Genomic DNA, 18,787 nt, shown 5'->3' with positions numbered 1-18,787 from the left:
CCGCGTCCCCCGTCCACCGTCCCCCCTCCACGGGGGCGCTTGGCCGGATCCGGCCGTAACCCGTCCGAGCTGGGCCTTCGCCGGAGCGATCACTCTTGGCAAGTGACGTTTCACATTTTACAGTGCAATTTCACATTGCATTAGCGGACGCCGCGGCCGGACGCCGCGGCACCCCCGTCCGCGAAGGAGGAACCCCCGTATGGTCCGCCCGAAGCGCAGAAGGGCCGCCGCGGCCGTCGCCGTGGCCGCCGCTCTGACCGCGGCCTCACTGACCGCGCCGGCCCGCGCCGACGCCCCCGGTGGCCGTGGCGCGCCCCCCGCCCCCTCCCCCGACCGCAGGTCCCAGACCCAGATCCAGCAGGAGGCCAAGGAGACACTCGTCAAGCAGATCGCCAAGGACCAGGGCGTCCCGGCGGCCGAGGCGCGCCGCCGGGCCGACCGGCAGCCCGCGCAGTTCAAGCTGGCCGCGCGGCTCGGCAAGGATCTCGGCGCGGCGTACGGCGGCGCCTGGATCGACCAGGCGCACGGCGGCGAACTCACCGTCGGCGTGACCGGTGCCAGTGCGTCGGCCAAGGTGCGGTCGAAGGCGAAGACCGCCGGACTGAGCGCCACCAGGACGAAGAAGGTCCGGTACGGCTTCGGGCATCTCCAGCAGGTGTCGGCCTCGCTCGCCAAGCGGGTCTCCGAGGCCAACAAGGGCGCGAAGAACGGCCTGCAGACCGGCATCGTCACGTCCGGGAACGTGGTCAAGCTGAGCAGCCTCAAGGGCGCTCCGCTCACCCCGGCCCAGCGCGAGGTCGTCGGCTGGGCGCGGCGGACGTTCGGCGGCGCCGTGCGGGTGTCTACCTACGCCCACAAGTCGGTGCCCCGGTACTGCCAGGACGACTACGCCTGCGACCCGCCGCTGCGGTCCGGCCTCGCCATCTTCACCGGCGGGGCGCGCTGCACCAGCGCGTTCATGACGTACTCGGGCAGCCGGTACTACATGCTGACCGCGGGCCACTGCGCCGAGATCGGCTACTGGTGGGACGTGTCCACCTACAGCTACGGCTACCAGAACGTCGGCGGCGCCGCCGACTACACCTTCGGCTGGTACGGCGACTACGCGGCCGTGTCGGTCGACGATCCGGGCTGGTGGCAGCCCAGGGGCTGGGTGCTCCCCCAGACGTCCATCTACGGAAGCGAGAGCGACTACGTCGGCGGATACGTCTGCAAGCAGGGCTCGACCACCGGCTACACCTGCGGGACGATCACCGAGGTCGACGCCACCGTCTCCTACCCGGACCGGACGCTGTCCGGCATGACCTGGAGCACCGCGTGCGACGGCCCCGGTGACAGCGGCAGCGGCGTCTTCGACGGCAACTACGCCCACGGCATCCTGAGCGGCGGACCGAACTCGGGATGCGGAATGATCCACGAGCCCATCGGCCGGGCCCTGTCCGGCCTGGGGGTGTCACTGCTCAGCGGCTGACCTCGTCGGCGCTGCGCACAGGGGCGGTGCCGTGCCCGGAGATCCGGGCACGGCACCGCCCCACACGCGCGCCGGCCTGTCAGTCGTTGAGGGACTGCATCCAGCTCTCGATCTCCTCGGGGTGGCGCGGCAGGGCGGAGGACATCAGGCGGGCGCCGGTCTCGGTGACGAGGATGTCGTCCTCGATGCGGACGCCGATGCCGCGCAGTTCCGGGGGCAGCGTCAGGTCGTCGGGCTGAAGGTAGAGGCCCGGCTCCACGGTCAGGACGTGCCCGGGGCGCAGTTCCCCGTCGAGGTACTGGGACGCCCGCGCCGCCGCGCAGTCGTGGACGTCCATGCCGAGCATGTGCCCGCTGCTGCAGAGGGTGTAGCGGCGGTAGATGCCCGACTCGGGATCGAGCGCGTCCTCCGCGCTGCGCAGCACGCCCCAGTCCTGGAGCCCCTCGGCGATGACGCGCATCGCGGCCATGTGGAAGTCGCGGAAGCTCGCGCCCGGGCGGACGGCCGCCAGACCCGCCTCCTGCGCGTGGTAGACGAGGTCGTAGACCTGCCGCTGCCGCGGGGTGAACCACCCGCTCATCGGGAGGGTGCGGGTGATGTCGGCCGTGTAGAGGGTGTCGGTCTCCACCCCGGCGTCGAGCAGGAGCATCTCGCCGAGGCGCAGCGTGCCGTCGTTGCGCGTCCAGTGCAGGACGCACCCGTGCGCGCCGGCCGCGGCGATGGTCTCGTATCCGACGCCGTTGCCCTTGATGCGCGCGACGCGCTCGAAGGTGCCCTCCACCCACCGCTCGCCGCGCGGCATCCCGGTGACGCGCTTCAGCCCGGCGGCGACCGCGGTGAAGCCGTCCACCGTGTGGTCGACGGCGGCCTGGAGCTGGGCGATCTCCCAGTCGTCCTTGACCAGCCGGAGCTCGGCTGCGCAGGCGGCCAGTTCGGCGTCGGCCTCGGGGGCGCGCGCCGGGACGGCCCGGTCGACCTCGGGGTCCACGCCGCGGATCACCCGGGTCGGAACCGCGCCGCGGAGGGCGCTGGCCAGGTCGTCCAGCGGCGTGCAGGCGAGCCCGAGCTTCTCCTCGGTCTCGGCGAGGGCGGCGCGGGGGCCGACCCAGAACTCCCCGTGCCGGCGGTCGCGGAAGAAGCCGGCGTCGTCGCGTGGGGACCGGGGCCGGTGGTAGAGGACGGCGTCGTGCCCGCTTCCCGTCGGCTCCATCACCAGGACGGCGCCGGTGCCGGTGTCCTTGGCGGTGTCCCCGGTGAGATGGGCGTAGGCGGTGTGCGGGCGGTAGCGGTAGTCGCAGTCGTTGCTGCGCACCTTCGGCGGACCGGCGGGCAGGACGAGCCGCTCGCCGGGGAAGAGGGCCGACAGCGCCGCGCGGCGCTTCTCCGCGTACGGCGCCACGGACTGGCGCACCGGGAGCGGTTTCCCGCTCGGGGCCCAGTCACGGGTCATGAAGGAGGCGAGGGTCTCGGAGACGGGCAGGTCGTGGCTGCCCGTCGCGAAACGGCCGGCTGCAGGGTCGTCCATGTGAAAGTCCTGGAGGTGGAGATTCGATAACGGGGCTTGTAGTGCAATTGCACTGTACTATTTTATATGGCACTCCGCCCGACGATGCACGGAGACGCCATGAAACGTCCGGCCAGGACCTGCCTCGCCCTCTCCCTCTCCCTCGCGGCCGCCGCAGGCGGCGCGTCCGCCTGCGGCTCGGGCGACGACTCCTCCGCCGCCAGGTCCGGGGGCACCCTCACCGTCCTCTACACGCAGGACTTCGCCCATCTCGACCCGCAGCGCAACTACGTCATGTTCGCGATGGACTTCGGCACGCGGCTCCTCTACCGGACGCTCACCACCTACGCCGCGAAGGAGGGCCAGGAGGGCACGAAGGTCGTCCCGGACCTCGCGGCCGACACCGGCACCACCTCCGACAACGGCAGGACGTGGACCTTCCGCCTCAAGCCGGGCCTGAAGTTCGAGGACGGGACGCCCATCACCAGCGCCGACGTCAAGTACGGGGTCGAGCGCTCGTTCGCGCCCGACCTGCCGGAAGGCCCCGGGTACGCCCGGACGATGCTGAAGGGCGGCGACGCCTACAAGGGGCCGTACAAGGACAAGGGCGGCCTCGACTCCATCGCGACGCCGGACGCGCGGACGATCGTGTTCCGGCTGAAGGAACCGTCGATGGACTGGCCGAAGGTCACCACGCTGCCGACCTTCGCCCCCGTCCCCAAGGCCAAGGACACCGGCGTCAACTTCGACAAGCGCCCCTTCTCCTCCGGTCCCTACAAGGTCGAGTCCTACGACCGCGGCCAGCGGCTGATCCTCGTCAGGAACACGCACTGGGACAGGGCCACCGACGGCGTCCGCCAGGCCAACCCGGACAGGATCGTGGTGGAGGAGGGCCTCGCCCAGGCCACCATCGACCAGCGGCTCATCGCCGACCAGGGCAAGGACCAGCGGGCCGTCACGCTGTACTCGGTCGCCGCGGCGAGCATGCCCCGCATCCTCACCCGCCCGGACGTGAAGAAGCGGTTCGTCAGCGCGACCAGCCTGTGCACCCGGTTCCTGGCGATGAACACCTCCAAGCCGCCGTTCGACGACCCCAAGGTGCGGCAGGCGATGCAGTACGCGGTCGACAAGGAGGCCTACCGCACCGCGCACGGCGGCAGCGGCGTCGGCGAACTGGCCGGCTCCTACCTTCCCCCTGCCATGACCGGCGGGCGGGCCCAGGACGTCTACCAGGCGCCGCCGACCGGAGACCCGGTGAAGGCCAAGCAGATGCTCGCGGCGGCCGGCAAGGGCTCCGGGTTCTCGATCGACCTGACGACCACCAGCAGCGAACTGGGCAAGGCCGAGGCCGAGGCGGTCCAGCAGTCGCTCGCCCGCGTCGGGGTGAAGGTCCAGATCAACTCCGTCGCCAAGAGCGTCTACTACGACACCATCGGCGACACGGCGAAGGAGGACGAACTCGTCTTCTACGGGTGGTGCGCCGACTACCCGTCCGCGGCCTCGTTCATCCCGCCGATCTTCGACGGGCGCAACATCGCGCCCAAGGGCAACACCGTCGTCTCGCAGCTGAACGACGAGGCCGTCAACGAGAAGATCGGCGCGGCCGTGAAGGGGACCGACCCGGGCGCGTGGACGGCGCTCGACCGGGAGCTGATGGGGCTGTCGCCGATGGTCCCGCTGATCCACGACAAGCTGCCGCTGCTGCGCGGCTCCAAGGTCACCGGCACGTTCGGCCACGCCATCTGGGAAGGCGAGTTCGACTTCGCCACCATCGGGGTGATGTAGTGGCCGCCCCGCCCCTCATCGAGGCGGCGGGCGGCGTGCCGGCGCCCGCCGGCCGGTCGCCGTGGGCGCTGGCCGGCGGGCGGCTCCGCCGCGACCCTGCCGCCCTCGCCGGACTGGCGATCGTCGCGCTGTTCGTGCTGCTCGCGCTCGCCGCCCCGCTGCTCACCGCCCTCAACGGGCACGGCCCGAACGAGTTCCACCCGGAGAAGATCGACAAGGCGCTCGCCGGGGCGCCCAAGGGGGCGTTCGGCGGGATCGACGGCGACTTCTGGCTCGGCGTCGAGCCCGGCACCGGCAGGGACGTGTTCAGCCGCATGGTCTACGGCGCCCGGATCTCGCTGCTGATCTCCGTCGCGGCGACCTGCGTCGCCACCGCGGCCGGGACCGCCCTCGGGCTCACCGCGGGCTTCGCCGGCGGCCGGATCGACGCGGCGATCAGCCGCGTCATGGACCTGGTGCTGTCGTTCCCGCAGCTCATCTTCATGATCGCTCTGGTGTCGGTGCTGCCCGAGGGGAACCGGACGCTGGAGCTGGTGTTCGTCATGGGCTTCTTCGGCTGGCCCTACATCGGGCGCATCGTCCGGGGGCAGGCGCTCTCGCTGCGCCACCGGGAGTTCGTGGAGGCCGCGCGCGCCACCGGCATGCCGCGCCACCGGATCGTCTTCCGCGAGGTCATGCCCAACCTGCTGGCGCCGGTCCTGGTGTACGCGACGCTCACCATCCCGGTCAACATCGGCACCGAGGCGGCGCTGTCGTTCCTCGGGATCGGCGTCCGGCCGCCGAACGCGTCGTGGGGGCAGATGATGGCCAAGGCGATCGACTGGTACCAGGTGGACCCGACGTTCTTCGTGGTCCCCGGCGTCTGCCTGCTGCTGACCGTACTGGCGTTCACGCTGCTCGGCGACGCCTTCCGCGACGCCCTCGACCCGAAGGGGGCGGGCCGGTGATCCGGTACGTCGCGGTGCGCCTGGCCGGGGTCGCCGGGGTGCTGCTCGTCATCTGCGCGGTGACCTTCACGATCTTCTACGTGCTCCCCGCCGATCCGGCGCTGCAGGCGTGCGGCAAGTCGTGCACGCCGGAGCGGCTCGCGATGCTCCACCACCAGATGGGGCTGGACCGGCCCCTGTGGCGGCAGTTCGCCGACTACCTCGGCGGCATCTTCGCGGGCCGGAGCTACGGCACCGGGCCGCAGGCCGTCCAGTGCCACTTCCCGTGCCTCGGGTTCTCCTACCAGAACAACATGCCGGTCTGGGACCTGATGATGCGGCGGCTGCCGACCACGGTCTCGATCGGGATCGGCGCGGCGGTCCTGTGGCTCGCCGGCGGCGTGACCGTCGGCGTCGTCTCGGCGCTGCGCAAGGACTCGCTGCTCGACCGGACGCTGATGGTGGGCACGCTCACCTCCGCGTCCCTGCCGATCTACTTCACGGCGATGGCGCTGACCGTCCTGGTCGTCCAGATCGGCGGGCTGCTCCCCTACTCCAGCTACGCGCCGTTCGCGGAGGACCCCGTCACCTGGGCGAAGAACCTCGTCCTGCCGTGGGTCGCGCTCGCGCTCCTGTACGCGGCGATGTACGCGCGGCTGTCCCGGGCGTCGATGGTGGAGACGATGGCGGAGCCCTACATCCGGACGGCACGCGCCAAGGGCCTGCCCGAGCGGACGGTCGTCGGCAAGCACGGGCTGCGCGCCGGGCTCACCCCCGTCCTCACCGTCTTCGGGATGGACCTCGGCGCGCTGCTCGGCGGGGCCGTGATCACCGAGAGCGTGTTCGGGCTGCCGGGCATCGGGCGGCTCACCATCGACTCGATCGACAAGTCCGACCAGCCGGTCGTGATGGGCGTCGCGCTGCTCGCCGCGTTCTTCATCACGTTCGCCAACCTCGTCGTGGATCTGCTGTACGCGGCGATCGACCCGCAGGTGAGATACGCATGAGCGAAGCGAACCCGGGGGGTGTGGGGGGTCGCCCCCCACAAGGAGCACGCATGAACTTGCTGAGCGTGCGGGATCTTGCGGTCGAGTTTCCCACCGCCAAGGGGACGATCCGCGCGGTGGACGGGCTGTCGTTCACCCTGGAGGCGGGGCGCACCCTCGGCATCGTCGGCGAGTCGGGGTCGGGCAAGTCCGTGACCAGCCTGGCGGTCATGGGCCTGCTGGACGGCGCGCGGGTGACGGGGTCGATCCGGCTCGCCGGTACCGAGGTCGTCGGAGCGGGACGCGAGCGGGTGCGCGCGCTGCGCGGCCGGAGGGTCGCGATGATCTTCCAGGACCCGCTGTCGTCGCTGCATCCGCAGTACCGCGTGGGCGAGCAGATCGCCGAGGCGCGGCGGCTGCACTTCGGCGCGTCCCGCCGCGCCGCGCGCGAGGACGCCGTCCGGCTGCTCGCCGACGTCGGCATCCCCGATCCCCGCGAGCGGGCGGGCGACCACCCGCACCGGTTCTCCGGCGGGATGCGCCAGCGCGTGATGATCGCCATGGCGCTGGCCTGCGAGCCGGACCTGCTGATCGCCGACGAGCCGACCACCGCCCTGGACGTGACCGTGCAGGCGCAGATCCTGGAGCTGATCGCGCGGATCCAGCGCGAGCGCGGGCTGGCGGTCCTGATGATCACGCATGACCTCGGGGTGGTCGCGCGGGTCGCCGACGACGTCCTGGTCATGTACGCGGGACGGGCCGTCGAGCGGGCGTCCGCCGACGCGCTGTTCGCCGTTCCCCGGCATCCCTACACCCGCGGCCTCATCGGCTCCCTCCCCCGGCTCACCGGCCCGCCCGGCGAGCTGGCCCCGATCCCGGGCACCCCGCCGTCTCCGCTGTCTCCGCCGGCGGGGTGCCCGTTCCATCCGCGGTGCGCCGAACGCGTCGCCGTGTGCGAGACCACCCGTCCGGAGTTCCTCGGCACGCCCCATCCGGTGGCCTGCCACCTGTTCACCACCGAGAAGAGGACCACGGGATGACGGCGCTGCTCCGGCTGGAAGGGCTGGCCAGGACGTTCCAGACGCGGCGCGGCACGGTGCGGGCGGTGAACGGCCTGGACCTGGAGGTGCGGGCCGGGGAGACGCTCGGCCTGGTCGGCGAGTCCGGCTGCGGCAAGTCCACGACCGGGCGGATGCTCGTCCGGCTCCTGGACCCCACGGCCGGGCGGATCGTGTTCGACGGCGCGGACATCACGCGGCTGTCCCAGCGCGCGATGCGACCGCTCCGCCGCGACCTGCAGATCGTCTTCCAGGACCCGTTCGCCTCGCTGAACCCGCGGCACACGGTCGGCTCCATCGTGGCCGAGCCGCTGCGCGTGCAGGGCGAGCGGGACCCGCGGCCCCGCGTCCAGGAGATGCTGGAGTACGTCGGGCTCGGCGCCGAGCACATCGACCGGTACCCGCATGAGTTCTCCGGCGGGCAGGCCCAGCGGATCGGGATCGCCCGCGCCCTGGTCACCGGTCCCCGGCTCGTCGTCGCGGACGAGCCGGTGTCGGCGCTGGACGTGTCGATCCAGGCCCAGATCGTCAACCTGCTGGCCGGCCTCCAGCGCCGGCTCGGCATGGCGTACGTGTTCATCGCCCACGACCTGGCGGTGGTCCGGCACGTGTGCGACCGGATCGCCGTGATGTACCTCGGCCGCGTCGTGGAGACGGGAGCGCGGGACGTGGTCTACGGCTCGCCCGCGCACCCCTACACGAGGGCCCTGCTGTCGGCGGTCCCGCTCCCCGACCCCGTGGCCGAGCGGGCGAGGGAGCGCATCGTGCTCCGCGGCGACCCGCCGAGCCCGTCCTCGCTCCCGCCGGGCTGCCCGTTCCACCCCCGCTGCTTCAAGGCGCGGGAGCGGTGCCGGACCGACCTGCCGTCCCTCACGATGGTCGAGGGCCGCCAGGTCGCCTGCCACTACCCGGAGACCGGCCCGCTCGTGGCGTGACGAAACCGGGGCCGGACCTTTCGGTCCGGCCCCGGCGGTCGTGTCGCGGGGGTGTCAGATCAGTACTCGGACTTCACCGTCACTCCGCTGAAGGCCTGCTTGGCGTAGAGGCTGATGTAGTTGTAGCCCGCGGGCGGGTTGGTGATGGTCAGGGTCTCGCCGTTGCCGGTGTTGGCGGAACGCTGGGTGTAGGACGTCGACGTGGCCCAGCCGGTGGGGTTGTAGTAGAGGTCGGCGTCTCCGGTGCCGCCGGACGAGGTGATCTTGATCGACTGCGTGCCGGCCGGCACGTAGAGGTACAGGTAGGCCAGGTTTCCCTGGGTGGCCGACAGGTTGCTGCGCTGGCAGTTCTGGCCGAGCTGGCGGGTGTCGGTCCCGGTGCACTCGGTCGTCCCGCCGCCGCCCCCGGCCGACACCGCCAGCTGCTTGGTCGCGGTGCCCGTGGCGCCCTTGTCGTCGGTGACGGTGAGGGAGACGGTGTAGGTGCCGTCCGCGCCGTAGGTGTGGGACGGGTTGGCCGAGGTCGAGGTGGCGCCGTCGCCGAAGTCCCAGCGCCGGGAGGCGATGGTGCCGTCGGAGTCGGTGGACTGGTCGGTGAAGGAGACCGCCAGGCCGTTCGCCGAGGCGGAGAACGCCGCGGTCGGCGCCTGGTTGCCGCCGCCTCCGCCGCCGCCCGCGCAGGCGCCGGACGCGCACGCGGCGAGCCACGTCCACCAGTCGCCGTCGTAGCGGGTGCCGATCGTGCTGGTCAGGAACGTCCGGGCGGCGTTCCAGTTGCCGGTCCGGTAGTAGCCGAGGACGGTCGAGACGTCGGCCGGGTGCTTCTCGAACATGTACCGCACCGCCAGGTAGCCCCAGCGGTAGATGCGGGTCGTGTCATGGCTGTAGGTGGTGTCGAACAGCGTGCTGAGCGCGTAGGTGTTCCGCCCGGCCTCGGTGATCGCCGCGTCGTACACCTCCTTGCGGTAGGAGTAGGAGACGTACTCGGCGAACCCCTCGATCCACCAGATGGTGGGCGTGGTGACACCGGCGTTGAAGTCGCCGTACATGTCGAAGCGGCCGTCGAGGTAGTGCGTGTACTCGTGGTTGAGGTTCCAGATCTGGAACGCCGGCCGCACCCATTCGGCCTCGTAGGCGATGAACCGCGGCTGGTTGCCCGCGGCGGCGGGGTCGCCCTCCAGGTACATGCCGCCGTTGTTGGTGTCGATGCCGAACATCGCGCCGGCGTAGGTCTGGTAGTCGGTGCTCGAGTCGAAGACGCAGACCTCGATCGTGGTGTTGTTGTCGTTGGCGACGGGCCTGTTCCCGTCCTTCACCAGGCCGTGGAAGTAGGCGTCCTGGTTCTGGAGGCTGGCGCAGCTGTCCGACAGCTGGGCGGCGGTCATGTCCTGCGCTCGGATCTTGATGCTGGAGCTGCAGGTGTAGTTGATGGTCAGGACGTTCTGGGCGAGCCGCTGCGAGAGGTCGCAGGTGTCGTAGTAGGAGCAGTTCGCCTTGTCGTAGCTGTCGGTCATCTCCGCGACGCCGACCCACAGCGGCGCGGTCTTCCCGGTCATGGCGCTCTGCCCGAGCAGCCCCTTGGCCTGGGGCCGCACCTTGGTCTGGAGCGTGCTGTGCTGGAGGAAGCGGCCGAGTTCGCGTCCCGCGTTGGACGCCAGGTAGCTGCGGTCGGTGCCGAGCAGGGACAGGTGGTTCGCGGCGAAGGAGTTGAGCGTGTCGAGCACGCTCTGGTCCGACTGGACGGCGGAGACGAACTCCGGGACCTGGTGGCCGCGGAACAGCACCGTGTAGACGTTGTTCACCGCGTTGAGCATCCACCAGGACGCGTCGTAGGAGCTGTTGTAGCCGTTCAGCAGCCGCTTGACCACGTAGATGTAGCGGGCGTTCTCCTCGGCGCTGTCGATCAGCGTGACCGCCTCGGCGAGGACCTCGCCGTTGGCGTCGCTGACGGTCGAGGACTTGGAGTTGCCGAAGTAGGCGTCCAGGCCCGACTGGATCGCCGTCTTCAGCGAGGGGCCGTAGGTCCCCACGGTCGACTGGTTGTACCAGTGGACGTAGTAGCCGGCGCGAAGGTAAAGGACGAGTTGTGCCGTTCCGGTGCTGTTGTCACCGGGGTAGTAGACCGCGTTGTCGCGCAGTCCATAGGCGACGCTCACCATTTGCGACTCGCGGAACGCGTAGTACGCGTCACTGCCGGTGAGGCTGAACAGCGAGTTGATGCAGTCGGTCGTGGACGACTTGATCTGCTGGACGAGCGCGCTTCCGGAACGGCTCGTGAAATCGCTCGCACTGCACGCCGCGGCGGCGGCCTTGGCGGTCGCCTTCGGGGCGGCCTTCATGGACGGGCGCTTGTGCTCCGCCGGCTTCTTCGGCTGGTCGGGGCTGCTCTTCAGCTCGTTCTTGTCCGCGGAGAGCGGCGGCCGGTCCTTGGCCGGGAGCGGGGCCTTCTGGACGTGGCGCTCGCCGCCGCCGTCCGGGCGCGTGCTGGCGGGCGGGGGCTTCGGGGGAGCCGTCGGGGCGGCGCTCGCGGGCGAGACGAGGAACGTCGTACCGAGGGCGACCGCCATTGACGCCAGCAGGCACCGGGTCGATCTGCGTCTGTTTCTCACGGGGGTTTTTCCTCCAGGGGGCGGGCGTCCGGTAGGGGGTACCGGACGGGATCGCAGGGCTCCGGGGTCCAACTCCCGGAGGGTCGGGAAAGCGTGCGACCGCAGTGTGTGGGGCGGAAACGAGCCGTGGTCATACACCGCACCATCGATCTGCGTTATGGATCTCCCGGGCGGCTCTGAACGGCGCCGCCGAAAGGGACTTCTCCGAGGTGGCGCGCCTTCTTCGGCCGCGAGGCGCTCCTGCTGCCGTTTCCGGACAATGACGAAAGAAAGGTGAAATTGTACACTGCAATGTCACTGATCCTCTGGAGGTGTCTGTGAGACGACCGAGCAAGAGACGCGCGGGCGCGGCGCTCGCCGCGTGCGGCGGCGTGCTGGCGGCGACGGCGCTGGCCGGGCCGCCGCCGGCGACCGCGGCCGGGGACCCGCCGCGCCTCGACTGGAAGTCCTGCGGCGACGCCGCGAACCCGGCGCTGCAGTGCGCGATGCTCGAGGTGCCGCTCGACCACGACCGCCCGGACGGGCGCACCGTCAAGATCGCGCTGAACCGGCTGCCGGCCACCGCTCCCCCGGGCGAGCGGCAGGGGCCGATCCTGCTCAACCCGGGCGGGCCGGGCATCAGCGGGCTGTGGATGGCGAGCTGGATCCCCGCCAAGCTGCCGCCCGACGTCGCCGCCGCCTACGACTGGATCGGCTTCGACCTGCGCGGATCACAGCACAGCGAGCCGCGCATGTCCTGCGACCCGCACTACTTCGACGGCCCGCGGCCCGACTTCCAGGTCAGCCAGGGCACCACGGGGGCGTGGCTGGAGAAGGCCGCCGGCTACGTCGCGAAGTGCACCGAGAAGCACTCCGCGCTGCTGCCGCACCTGTCGACGGTGGACCACGTCCGGGACATGGAGTCGATCCGCCGCGCGCTCGGCGCCGAGAAGATCAACTTCTTCGGCTGGTCGTACGGCACCACGCTCGGCTCGACGTACGCCCAGCTGTACCCGCGGCACGTCCGCCGGTTCGTCCTGGACAGCATCGTCGGGCCGTCCGTCTCCTGGTACGACCACAACGTCCTCCAGGACCTCCAGCACGAGAAGCGGTTCAAGGCGTTCACCCATTGGGTCGCCAAGGCCGACGGCGTCTACCACCTCGGCACCGATCCCGACGAGGTCGAGGCCAAGTGGTACGCGATGCGCACCCGGCTGCGCGAGCACCCCGTCGGCCGGATCGGGCCCGACGAGTTCGACGACACCCAGGTCGCGGGCGGCTACGACGTCCTGCGGTGGCCCCGCCTCGCGACGGTGCTCTCCGCGTACACCAACTCTGGTGACACCGCCCCCCTCGTCACCGCGTACGAGCGCTACGCGGCGCCCGACCCGGCGGACGACTCCTTCGACATCTACAACGCCGTGATGTGCAGCGACAGCAAGTGGCCGCGCGACTTCCGGTACTGGCGGAAGGACCAGGCGAAGGTCAACGAGAAGGCGCCCTTCTACACGTACAACAACATGTGGTTCAACGCGGGCTGCCTGACCTGGCCCGTCAAGGCGGGGCACCGCACCAGGATCACCGGCAAGGGCCTGCCGCCCATGCTGCTGTTCCAGGCGACGGACGACCCGGCGACCCCGTACGAGGGCGGTGTCGCCATGGCGCGGGCCCTGCCGAGCGCACGCCTGGTCGTGGAGAAGGGCGGCGGCAGCCACGCCATCACGTTCTCGGGCAACAAGTGCCTGGACGACCTCCTGGTCGACTATCTCCGCGATGGCACGGTGCCGGCCGACCGCGGCCTGGTCGACCGCACCTGCGCGAAGAACCCTGACCCGGAGCCGGTCTGGGTCGCCCCGGCCCCGGCAGCGGCCACGCGCGCGCAGGCGAACGCCCTACCGCGCCAGTTCGTGAGGTGACGCGGGTACCGGCCGCCGCGCGGCACGACCGTCCCGCTCAGTCGGTGCCGCGGGCGGCCGGTACCTCCAGCAGAAGGCGGACCGGGCCGTAGAGGCCGGAGGCCCGCTGGCCCGGGAAGACGAAGTGGGTCGGGCTCACCTCGTCAAGGTAGGGCGCCAGGGTTCCGCAGACGAGGATGTCGATCTCGTTGTCGCCCTCGCGCAGGGCCGCACCGACGTCGAAGCGGTACGGGGCGCAGATGCGCACTCCGGCGGGGGTGCCGTTGACGGTGACTTCGGCGGTGCCGCGCACCCGGCCGAGGTCGAGCGTCGCGGCCGGGGGCGCCGGGAGGCGGAGCGTGCGCCGGTAGCGGACGGCGCCGCTGTACCCGGCGAGTCCCGCGTCCTCCCAGTCGCCCAGCTCGATCGTGCCCGGTCCCGCCGTGAAACGCACCGGACCCGCGAGTGCCGCGCCCGCTTGATGGCCTGGGAGCGTTCGGATGCGCAGCTCCGCCGTCCGGCTTGGTGTCGCTCCCGGGCTCGGCAGCGGCATCTCCGGGGCCGGTTGCAGGGGCTCCCCGTCCAGGGTCGCCTCCAGAAGTTCACCGCGAACGTCGACGTGCATGCGTGTCGCGCCGGGCGGGACGGTGAAACGCAGCCTTTCCGTCTGGAGCGCTGCGTCAGGCATGGCGAGCGTTGCCGGGAGCACGGCGTCCGTTTCCGGATCGTCCTCCAGCCACGTCGCGGCGGGGAGCGGGTGGGGACGCCGGCGCAGATGCAGGGACGCGGGGTCGCCGTACTGTGCGCGCCGCGCCGCGACAGGCACGGGGACTCCGTCGCGCGCGGCGGTCCAGCCGGTGCCGGACACGACCGGTCCGTCCACGAGGACCGCGGGGGACGGGCCGCCCTCGGTGAGGACGAGGGCCAGTTCACCGCCCGTCACGCGGTAGCGGCCGACGCGCGGGACCTCCTGCTCGGCGTACGGGTCGAACCCTCCTTGCCGTCCGATCTCCTCGCCGTCGACGAGGACGCGGCAGGACGCCGCCGAGGCGACCTGGAGCACCGCTCCGGCGGCGGACACCGGGAGGGGGACGCTGAGCGTGATCTCAGCACCGGGCCGCGCCGGGCCCGCCGTGGTGATCCACTCCGGCCGCCGGTAGCGGTCGCGGTCGGCGACCACGGCGAGGTGGGCGCGCAGCCGCACGTCCTCGTCGGGGACGAGCCGGACCTCGACGTCATGTTCACCTGCGGGAACGTGGGTCTCGGCAATGGCCAGGCAGCCCTGGTCGTCAAGCGGGGCGGTGGCGCCGTCGATCCGCAGCGTCTTTGCGGCGGCCGCGCCCACGGCCACGAAGCCGCCTTCGCCGGGCACGGTCAGGCGGGTCCGGAGCACGACCGCGTCCCCGGCCTTGACCTCGCCGAAGTCGAGGAACTCTTCAGGAACGTGCCCCTTCGGCCCGAGGTATGCGCGGTGCAAGGTGTCCTTGCGGATGCCCCGGGAGTCGGAGTACACGAAGGGCCGCCATTCCTCCTCCCCCTCCCTGCTCCACACGCCGTGGGGGCCGAACGTGGCGTGCGCGTCGGACCACTCCGTCTCCTCGTCCGTCCGGTGGCTCATGGTCCAGCACTCCAGCGGGACGTCGTCTCCGGCGGGCCGGGCGAAGTCGCCCCAGGTGTTGTCGAGGGTGGGGACCAGGTCCATCGCCCAGGACGTGCCGAGATCGAGGACGGTCTCCTCGGGCGCGGCGGCCAGTTCTTCGGCTGCGGCTTCCTCGCCGCCGGGGAAGAGGAGCAGCGCGGCGGGCCCGTCGTCGAACGGGACGACCACCTCGACGGACGTCCCGTCCACCGCGCGCGTCTCCAGCGGGCGCGGCGGGCCCCCGAACGGGCTCGCGACGAACGCCGGGCCGGTCACGCCGCGGACCCGCACCCGCATGTCCCGCAGGTACCGGTCGGGGTCGAAGTCGTAGGTCACGTCGAGCCAGCCGAGGTCGGCTCCGCGCTCGTCGGGCCGTCCCACCGAAACGCGGCTGGCCATCGACGGCGCGGCCGTCAGGAACACCACCGTGGTCCCGTCGACCTCCCGGACGAGCGCGGGGACCGGCGCGTCCACCCGGCCCACCCCGGCGAGGGCCTGGCCGAGAGCGCCGGTGTCGGGCACGATCTCCAGCACGGCGCGGAGCCGCGCCACCGCCTCATCGGCGTTCAGGTCCCCGACCCCGCGGCGGGGCGGCGTGCCGACCGCGACGACACGGCCGCCGTGCTCGGCGAACGCGGTCAGCCTCCCCGCCGTCTCCCCTTCGAGCACGGTGCAGGACGGGAGAACGACGAGCCCGTACGACTCGTCGGCGACCTCCAGCCGCCCCTTCGCGACCGTCGCACGCTGCACTGAGTCGTCGTCCACGACGTCGGCGTCGATCCCCAGCCGGTCGAGCGTGCCGGGCACCATCCGGAACCAGGCCATGTCGCCGACCAGGTCCCGGTAGACGTCCTGGGCGCGGGCCGCGTCCGGTTCCACGCCGTCGAGCCGCGTCCCGGCCTGCGCGGTCGCGGTCGGGAACAGCACCGCCACCTCGCACACGTGCCGTCCCAGCGAGAGGGCGGAGCACAATCTCGTGACCGCGTCGGCGAAGACGCGGTGGTGCCGCCAGTAGGGCTGGCGCCAGTCGGTGGACGGCGGTGCCCACTCCCACCAGCCCGCCTTGGTCGTGTAGTAGACGGCGTGCGGATTGTAGAGGGTCGCCCCGGACCGCAGCCACGGCAGCAGCCAGTCGAACGTCTCCTCCAGCGTCCCGCCCCAGCCGCTGGAGTGGAAGGCCTCGATCCAGGTGCGGTCCCGGCCGTACAGGTGCGCGAGCGAGGAGTGGATGCGGGCGTCGCCGTGGTGGTCGGAGCCCGGGGCGCCGAACCAGCGGTGCGTGCGCGCGTAGTCGGCGTACAGCCTGACCCCGTCCACGGGATGCCCCGCCCGCGCCGGATCCTGCTGGTCGCAGCCGTGCAGCAGGCCGAACCGCTCGTGCCATTCGGCCAGCGGCCGGAAGAACGCCTCCTCGGCCAGTTCGGCGCGGGTGAGGTGGTAGTCGCGGCGGATCCGGAAGGCGTCCCCGTCCCCGCTCCCCCACAGCGTCCCGAGGTGCGGTGCCAGGTCGTAGCCGCGGCGCCGCTCGAACTCGCCGGCGAACGCCTCCGACCAGGTCGGCAGCGACGGCAGCTCGTCCTGGAACGACCCGACGATCACATTGCCGAGCCGGTGCCCCAGCCGCCGCGCGAACTCGCCGTGCACGCGGTCGAGGAGTTCCGCGCACGCCTCGCCGGACAGGTAGTCGAAGCCGCGCACCTCCGTCGTCCCGTCCGGGCGGAGCCACCGTCCCGCATACCCCGGGACGTCGCGCACCAGGCGCGCTTGCAGATCGGCGCCGGAGAAGCCGAGCTGGTCGTAGAACCAGAGCGAGACGCCCAGTTCGGCGGCGTCGTCGCAGACGCCGTCCAGCAGGTCCCACCACGCGGAGGAGAAGAACGCCGGATCGTCGGCGTCCGCGCCGAACATCGGGCCGGACGGCGCCAGGTTCAGCACGACCAGGTTGTGGACGCCGCCGTCCACGAACCGTTCGAGCTGCTCGCGCAACCGCCGCCGATCGAGCCGCTCCCCGCTCCACCACCAGATCGGCGCAGGCGAGAACGCCCGCGGCGGAGCATCCAGCACCGCCCGCAACCGCCCCGAAACCCCCAGATCACCCCTGCTTCCTGTGGGGGGACGACCCCCCACACCCCCCGGTTCGCTCCGCTCATCCCTGCTCCCTGTGGGGGGACGACCCCCCACACCCCCCGGTTCGCTCCGCTCATCCCTTGAGGCCACTCGCGAACCCCTTGATCACATACCGCTGCAGGACCAGGAAGATCGCGAGGATCGGGAGGGCGGCGAGGACCAGGCCGGCGAAGACCAGGCCGTAGTCCGAGACGTACTGGCCGACGAACGCGAAGATCCGGACCGGGACCGTCTCGCGCGCCGAGCCGCCCAGGTACAGCAGCGGGGTGAAGAAGTCGTTCCAGATGAACACGGCGTTGAGGATCAGCACCGTGCCGGTGATCGGCCGCAGCAGCGGGAACACGACCCGGGTGAAGGCCTGGAGGTGGCCCGCGCCGTCGATCAGCGCAGCGTTGGCGTAGTCGCCCGGCAGCGCCCGGATGAACCCGGTGTACAGGAAGATCGTGAACGGCAGCTGGATGCCGGTGTAGAAGATGATCATTCCCTGGTAGGTGCCGAGCAGGCCCGCCGAGTCGGCGAGCTTGAACAGCGGGATCATCCCGAGCTGGAACGGCAGCACGATGCCGAGCAGGAACAGCACGTACAGCGTGTAGCCGAGCCGCGAGGCGCAGCGGGCGAGGAAGTAGGCGGCGAACGCCCCGATCGCGATGAGCGCCACCAGGCTCGCCACCGTGATCACGGTGCTGTTCAGCAGCGCCGACCCCAGCGACGCCCGCGACCATGCGTCGGAGTAGTTGCCGAACGTCGGCGACGTCGGCGGCGACAGCGGCGCCGACGCGATCTGCTGCTTGTCCTTCATCGACAGCGTGATGAGCGCGTACACCGGGAACAGGAACGCCACCGCGACCGCGATCATCACGATCTCCAGGGCGAACGTGCGCACTCCGTAGCGCAGGCTCATGCCACCTCCCGGCCGCGCAGGTAACGGATCTGGATCAGCGAGACCGCGGCGACGAACAGCGCCAGCACCAGCGCGATCGCGGTGCTGTAGCCGTAGTTGCCGAAGACGAACGCCTGCTTGTACAGGACGGTCGAGAGCGTCTCGCTGGCGTGCCCGGGCCCGCCGCTCGTGGCCGCGTAGACCTGGTCGAACAGCTTGAGCCCGCCGATCGTGGACAGCATCACGTTGATCGTGACGGCGGGGGCGAGCAGCGGCCAGGTCACGCTGCGGAACCGCTGGAACCGTCCCGCGCCGTCGATCATCGCGGCCTCGTGCAGCTCCGCGGGCACCCCCTCCAGCCCGGCCAGGAAGATGACCATGGAGTAGCCGGCGAACTGCCAGATCACCATGCCCGCCACCGACCACAGCGCCAGCGAGGGGTCGCCGAGCCAGTCCTGGCGCAGCGAGCCGAGGCCCACCGCGCCGAGGATGCCGTTGAGCCCCGCGTCCGGCGCCGGGTTGTAGACGTACTTCCACAGGAACGCCACCATCACGGGGCTGACGACGGCGGGCGCGAAGAAGACGACCCGCAGCACGGTGCGCGACTTGATGCGCGCGTGCACGCCCAGGGCGAGCAGCAGTCCGATGCCGTTCTGGACGAACACGATCGCGACCGTCAGCAGCAGCGTGTTGACCAGGGAGCCGCGCGCGGCGTCGTCCCGCAGCAGGCGCTCGAAGTTGTCGACGCCGACGAACGACCGGTCGCCGATGCCGTTCCAGTCGGTGAAGGCGTACACGATCCCGCTCGCGCTCGGGTAGAGGACGATCAGCGCGTACACCAGCAGGGCGGGCGCCGCGAACCACCACGGCGGGGTCAGGAAGCCGCCTCGCCTGCGGCGGCGGGACGGCGCCGGGCGGCGGGCCCCGCGCTCGGGAGGGCCCGCGGCACCGGCCGCCGAGGCGGCCGGTGCCGGACGTGCGGTCGGGGACACG

At 71.5% G+C, this 18,787-nt stretch carries 12 protein-coding genes; 7 read left to right on the top strand and 5 right to left on the bottom strand.

Annotated elements, in window-relative coordinates:
• Positions 1–199 precede the first annotated feature (199 nt).
• Positions 200–1,471, top strand: a complete 1,272-nt coding sequence (locus K4S16_RS25345; protein WP_149261519.1) for a S1 family peptidase — start codon at positions 200–202, stop codon at positions 1,469–1,471.
• A 79-nt stretch (positions 1,472–1,550) separates the two neighbouring features.
• Here the strand turns inward: K4S16_RS25345 and K4S16_RS25340 are convergent, their stop codons facing one another.
• Positions 1,551–2,996, bottom strand: coding sequence for an aminopeptidase P family protein (locus K4S16_RS25340; RefSeq protein WP_149261518.1), 1,446 nt, complete (start codon positions 2,994–2,996; stop codon positions 1,551–1,553).
• Between the two features lie 99 nt (positions 2,997–3,095).
• On the opposite strand from K4S16_RS25340, the gene K4S16_RS25335 reads away from it, so the two are divergent.
• The 5 genes from K4S16_RS25335 to K4S16_RS25315 are packed head-to-tail and all read left to right on the top strand — an operon-like array spanning position 3,096 to position 8,665.
• Positions 3,096–4,760: an ABC transporter substrate-binding protein gene (locus tag K4S16_RS25335; protein ID WP_149261517.1), complete on the top strand. Its 1,665-nt coding sequence runs from the start codon at positions 3,096–3,098 to the stop codon at positions 4,758–4,760.
• Positions 4,760–5,707 carry an ABC transporter permease gene (locus K4S16_RS25330; protein ID WP_149261516.1) on the top strand — a complete coding sequence of 316 codons (948 nt, stop codon included), beginning with the start codon at positions 4,760–4,762 and terminating at the stop codon, positions 5,705–5,707. Before K4S16_RS25335 ends, K4S16_RS25330 begins: the two co-directional genes overlap by 1 nt.
• Positions 5,704–6,693, top strand: coding sequence for an ABC transporter permease (locus tag K4S16_RS25325; RefSeq protein ID WP_149261515.1), 990 nt, complete (start codon positions 5,704–5,706; stop codon positions 6,691–6,693). Before K4S16_RS25330 ends, K4S16_RS25325 begins: the two co-directional genes overlap by 4 nt.
• A gap of 50 nt (positions 6,694–6,743) precedes the next feature.
• Positions 6,744–7,712: an ABC transporter ATP-binding protein gene (locus tag K4S16_RS25320; protein WP_149261514.1), complete on the top strand. Its 969-nt coding sequence runs from the start codon at positions 6,744–6,746 to the stop codon at positions 7,710–7,712.
• Positions 7,709–8,665, top strand: a complete 957-nt coding sequence (locus tag K4S16_RS25315; protein WP_149261513.1) for an ABC transporter ATP-binding protein — start codon at positions 7,709–7,711, stop codon at positions 8,663–8,665. The genes K4S16_RS25320 and K4S16_RS25315 overlap by 4 nt, the downstream gene beginning before the upstream one ends.
• Before the next feature lie 59 nt (positions 8,666–8,724).
• Here the strand turns inward: K4S16_RS25315 and K4S16_RS46725 are convergent, their stop codons facing one another.
• Entirely contained in the window at positions 8,725–11,232 is a 2,508-nt protein-coding gene (locus K4S16_RS46725) for a collagenase (RefSeq protein ID WP_149261663.1), read from the bottom strand.
• 359 nt (positions 11,233–11,591) lie between these two features.
• On the opposite strand from K4S16_RS46725, the gene K4S16_RS25305 reads away from it, so the two are divergent.
• A complete protein-coding gene (locus K4S16_RS25305; RefSeq protein ID WP_200842097.1) occupies positions 11,592–13,169 on the top strand; it encodes an alpha/beta hydrolase in 1,578 nt (525 codons plus the stop codon).
• Positions 13,170–13,206: 37 nt separating this feature from the next.
• Here K4S16_RS25305 and K4S16_RS25300 read toward each other — a convergent pair whose 3' ends face one another.
• The 3 genes from K4S16_RS25300 to K4S16_RS25290 form a co-directional block, all read right to left on the bottom strand.
• On the bottom strand, positions 13,207–16,851 hold the full coding sequence (locus K4S16_RS25300) for a glycosyl hydrolase (protein ID WP_235037070.1): 3,645 nt from the start codon (positions 16,849–16,851) through the stop codon (positions 13,207–13,209).
• A gap of 136 nt (positions 16,852–16,987) precedes the next feature.
• Positions 16,988–17,815 carry a carbohydrate ABC transporter permease gene (locus K4S16_RS25295; RefSeq protein ID WP_149261511.1) on the bottom strand — a complete coding sequence of 276 codons (828 nt, stop codon included), beginning with the start codon at positions 17,813–17,815 and terminating at the stop codon, positions 16,988–16,990.
• The gene (locus tag K4S16_RS25290; RefSeq protein ID WP_149261510.1) at positions 17,812–18,786 is read right to left on the bottom strand and encodes a carbohydrate ABC transporter permease; all 975 of its coding nucleotides are present in this window, start codon (positions 18,784–18,786) and stop codon (positions 17,812–17,814) included. Before K4S16_RS25290 ends, K4S16_RS25295 begins: the two co-directional genes overlap by 4 nt.
• Position 18,787 lies beyond the last annotated feature (1 nt).

Origin of the sequence: Actinomadura sp. K4S16, from assembly GCF_008327685.1 — a bacterium.
Classification (GTDB): Bacteria; Actinomycetota; Actinomycetes; order Streptosporangiales; family Streptosporangiaceae; genus Spirillospora.
This window is presented reverse-complemented; position numbering and strand designations above follow the sequence as displayed.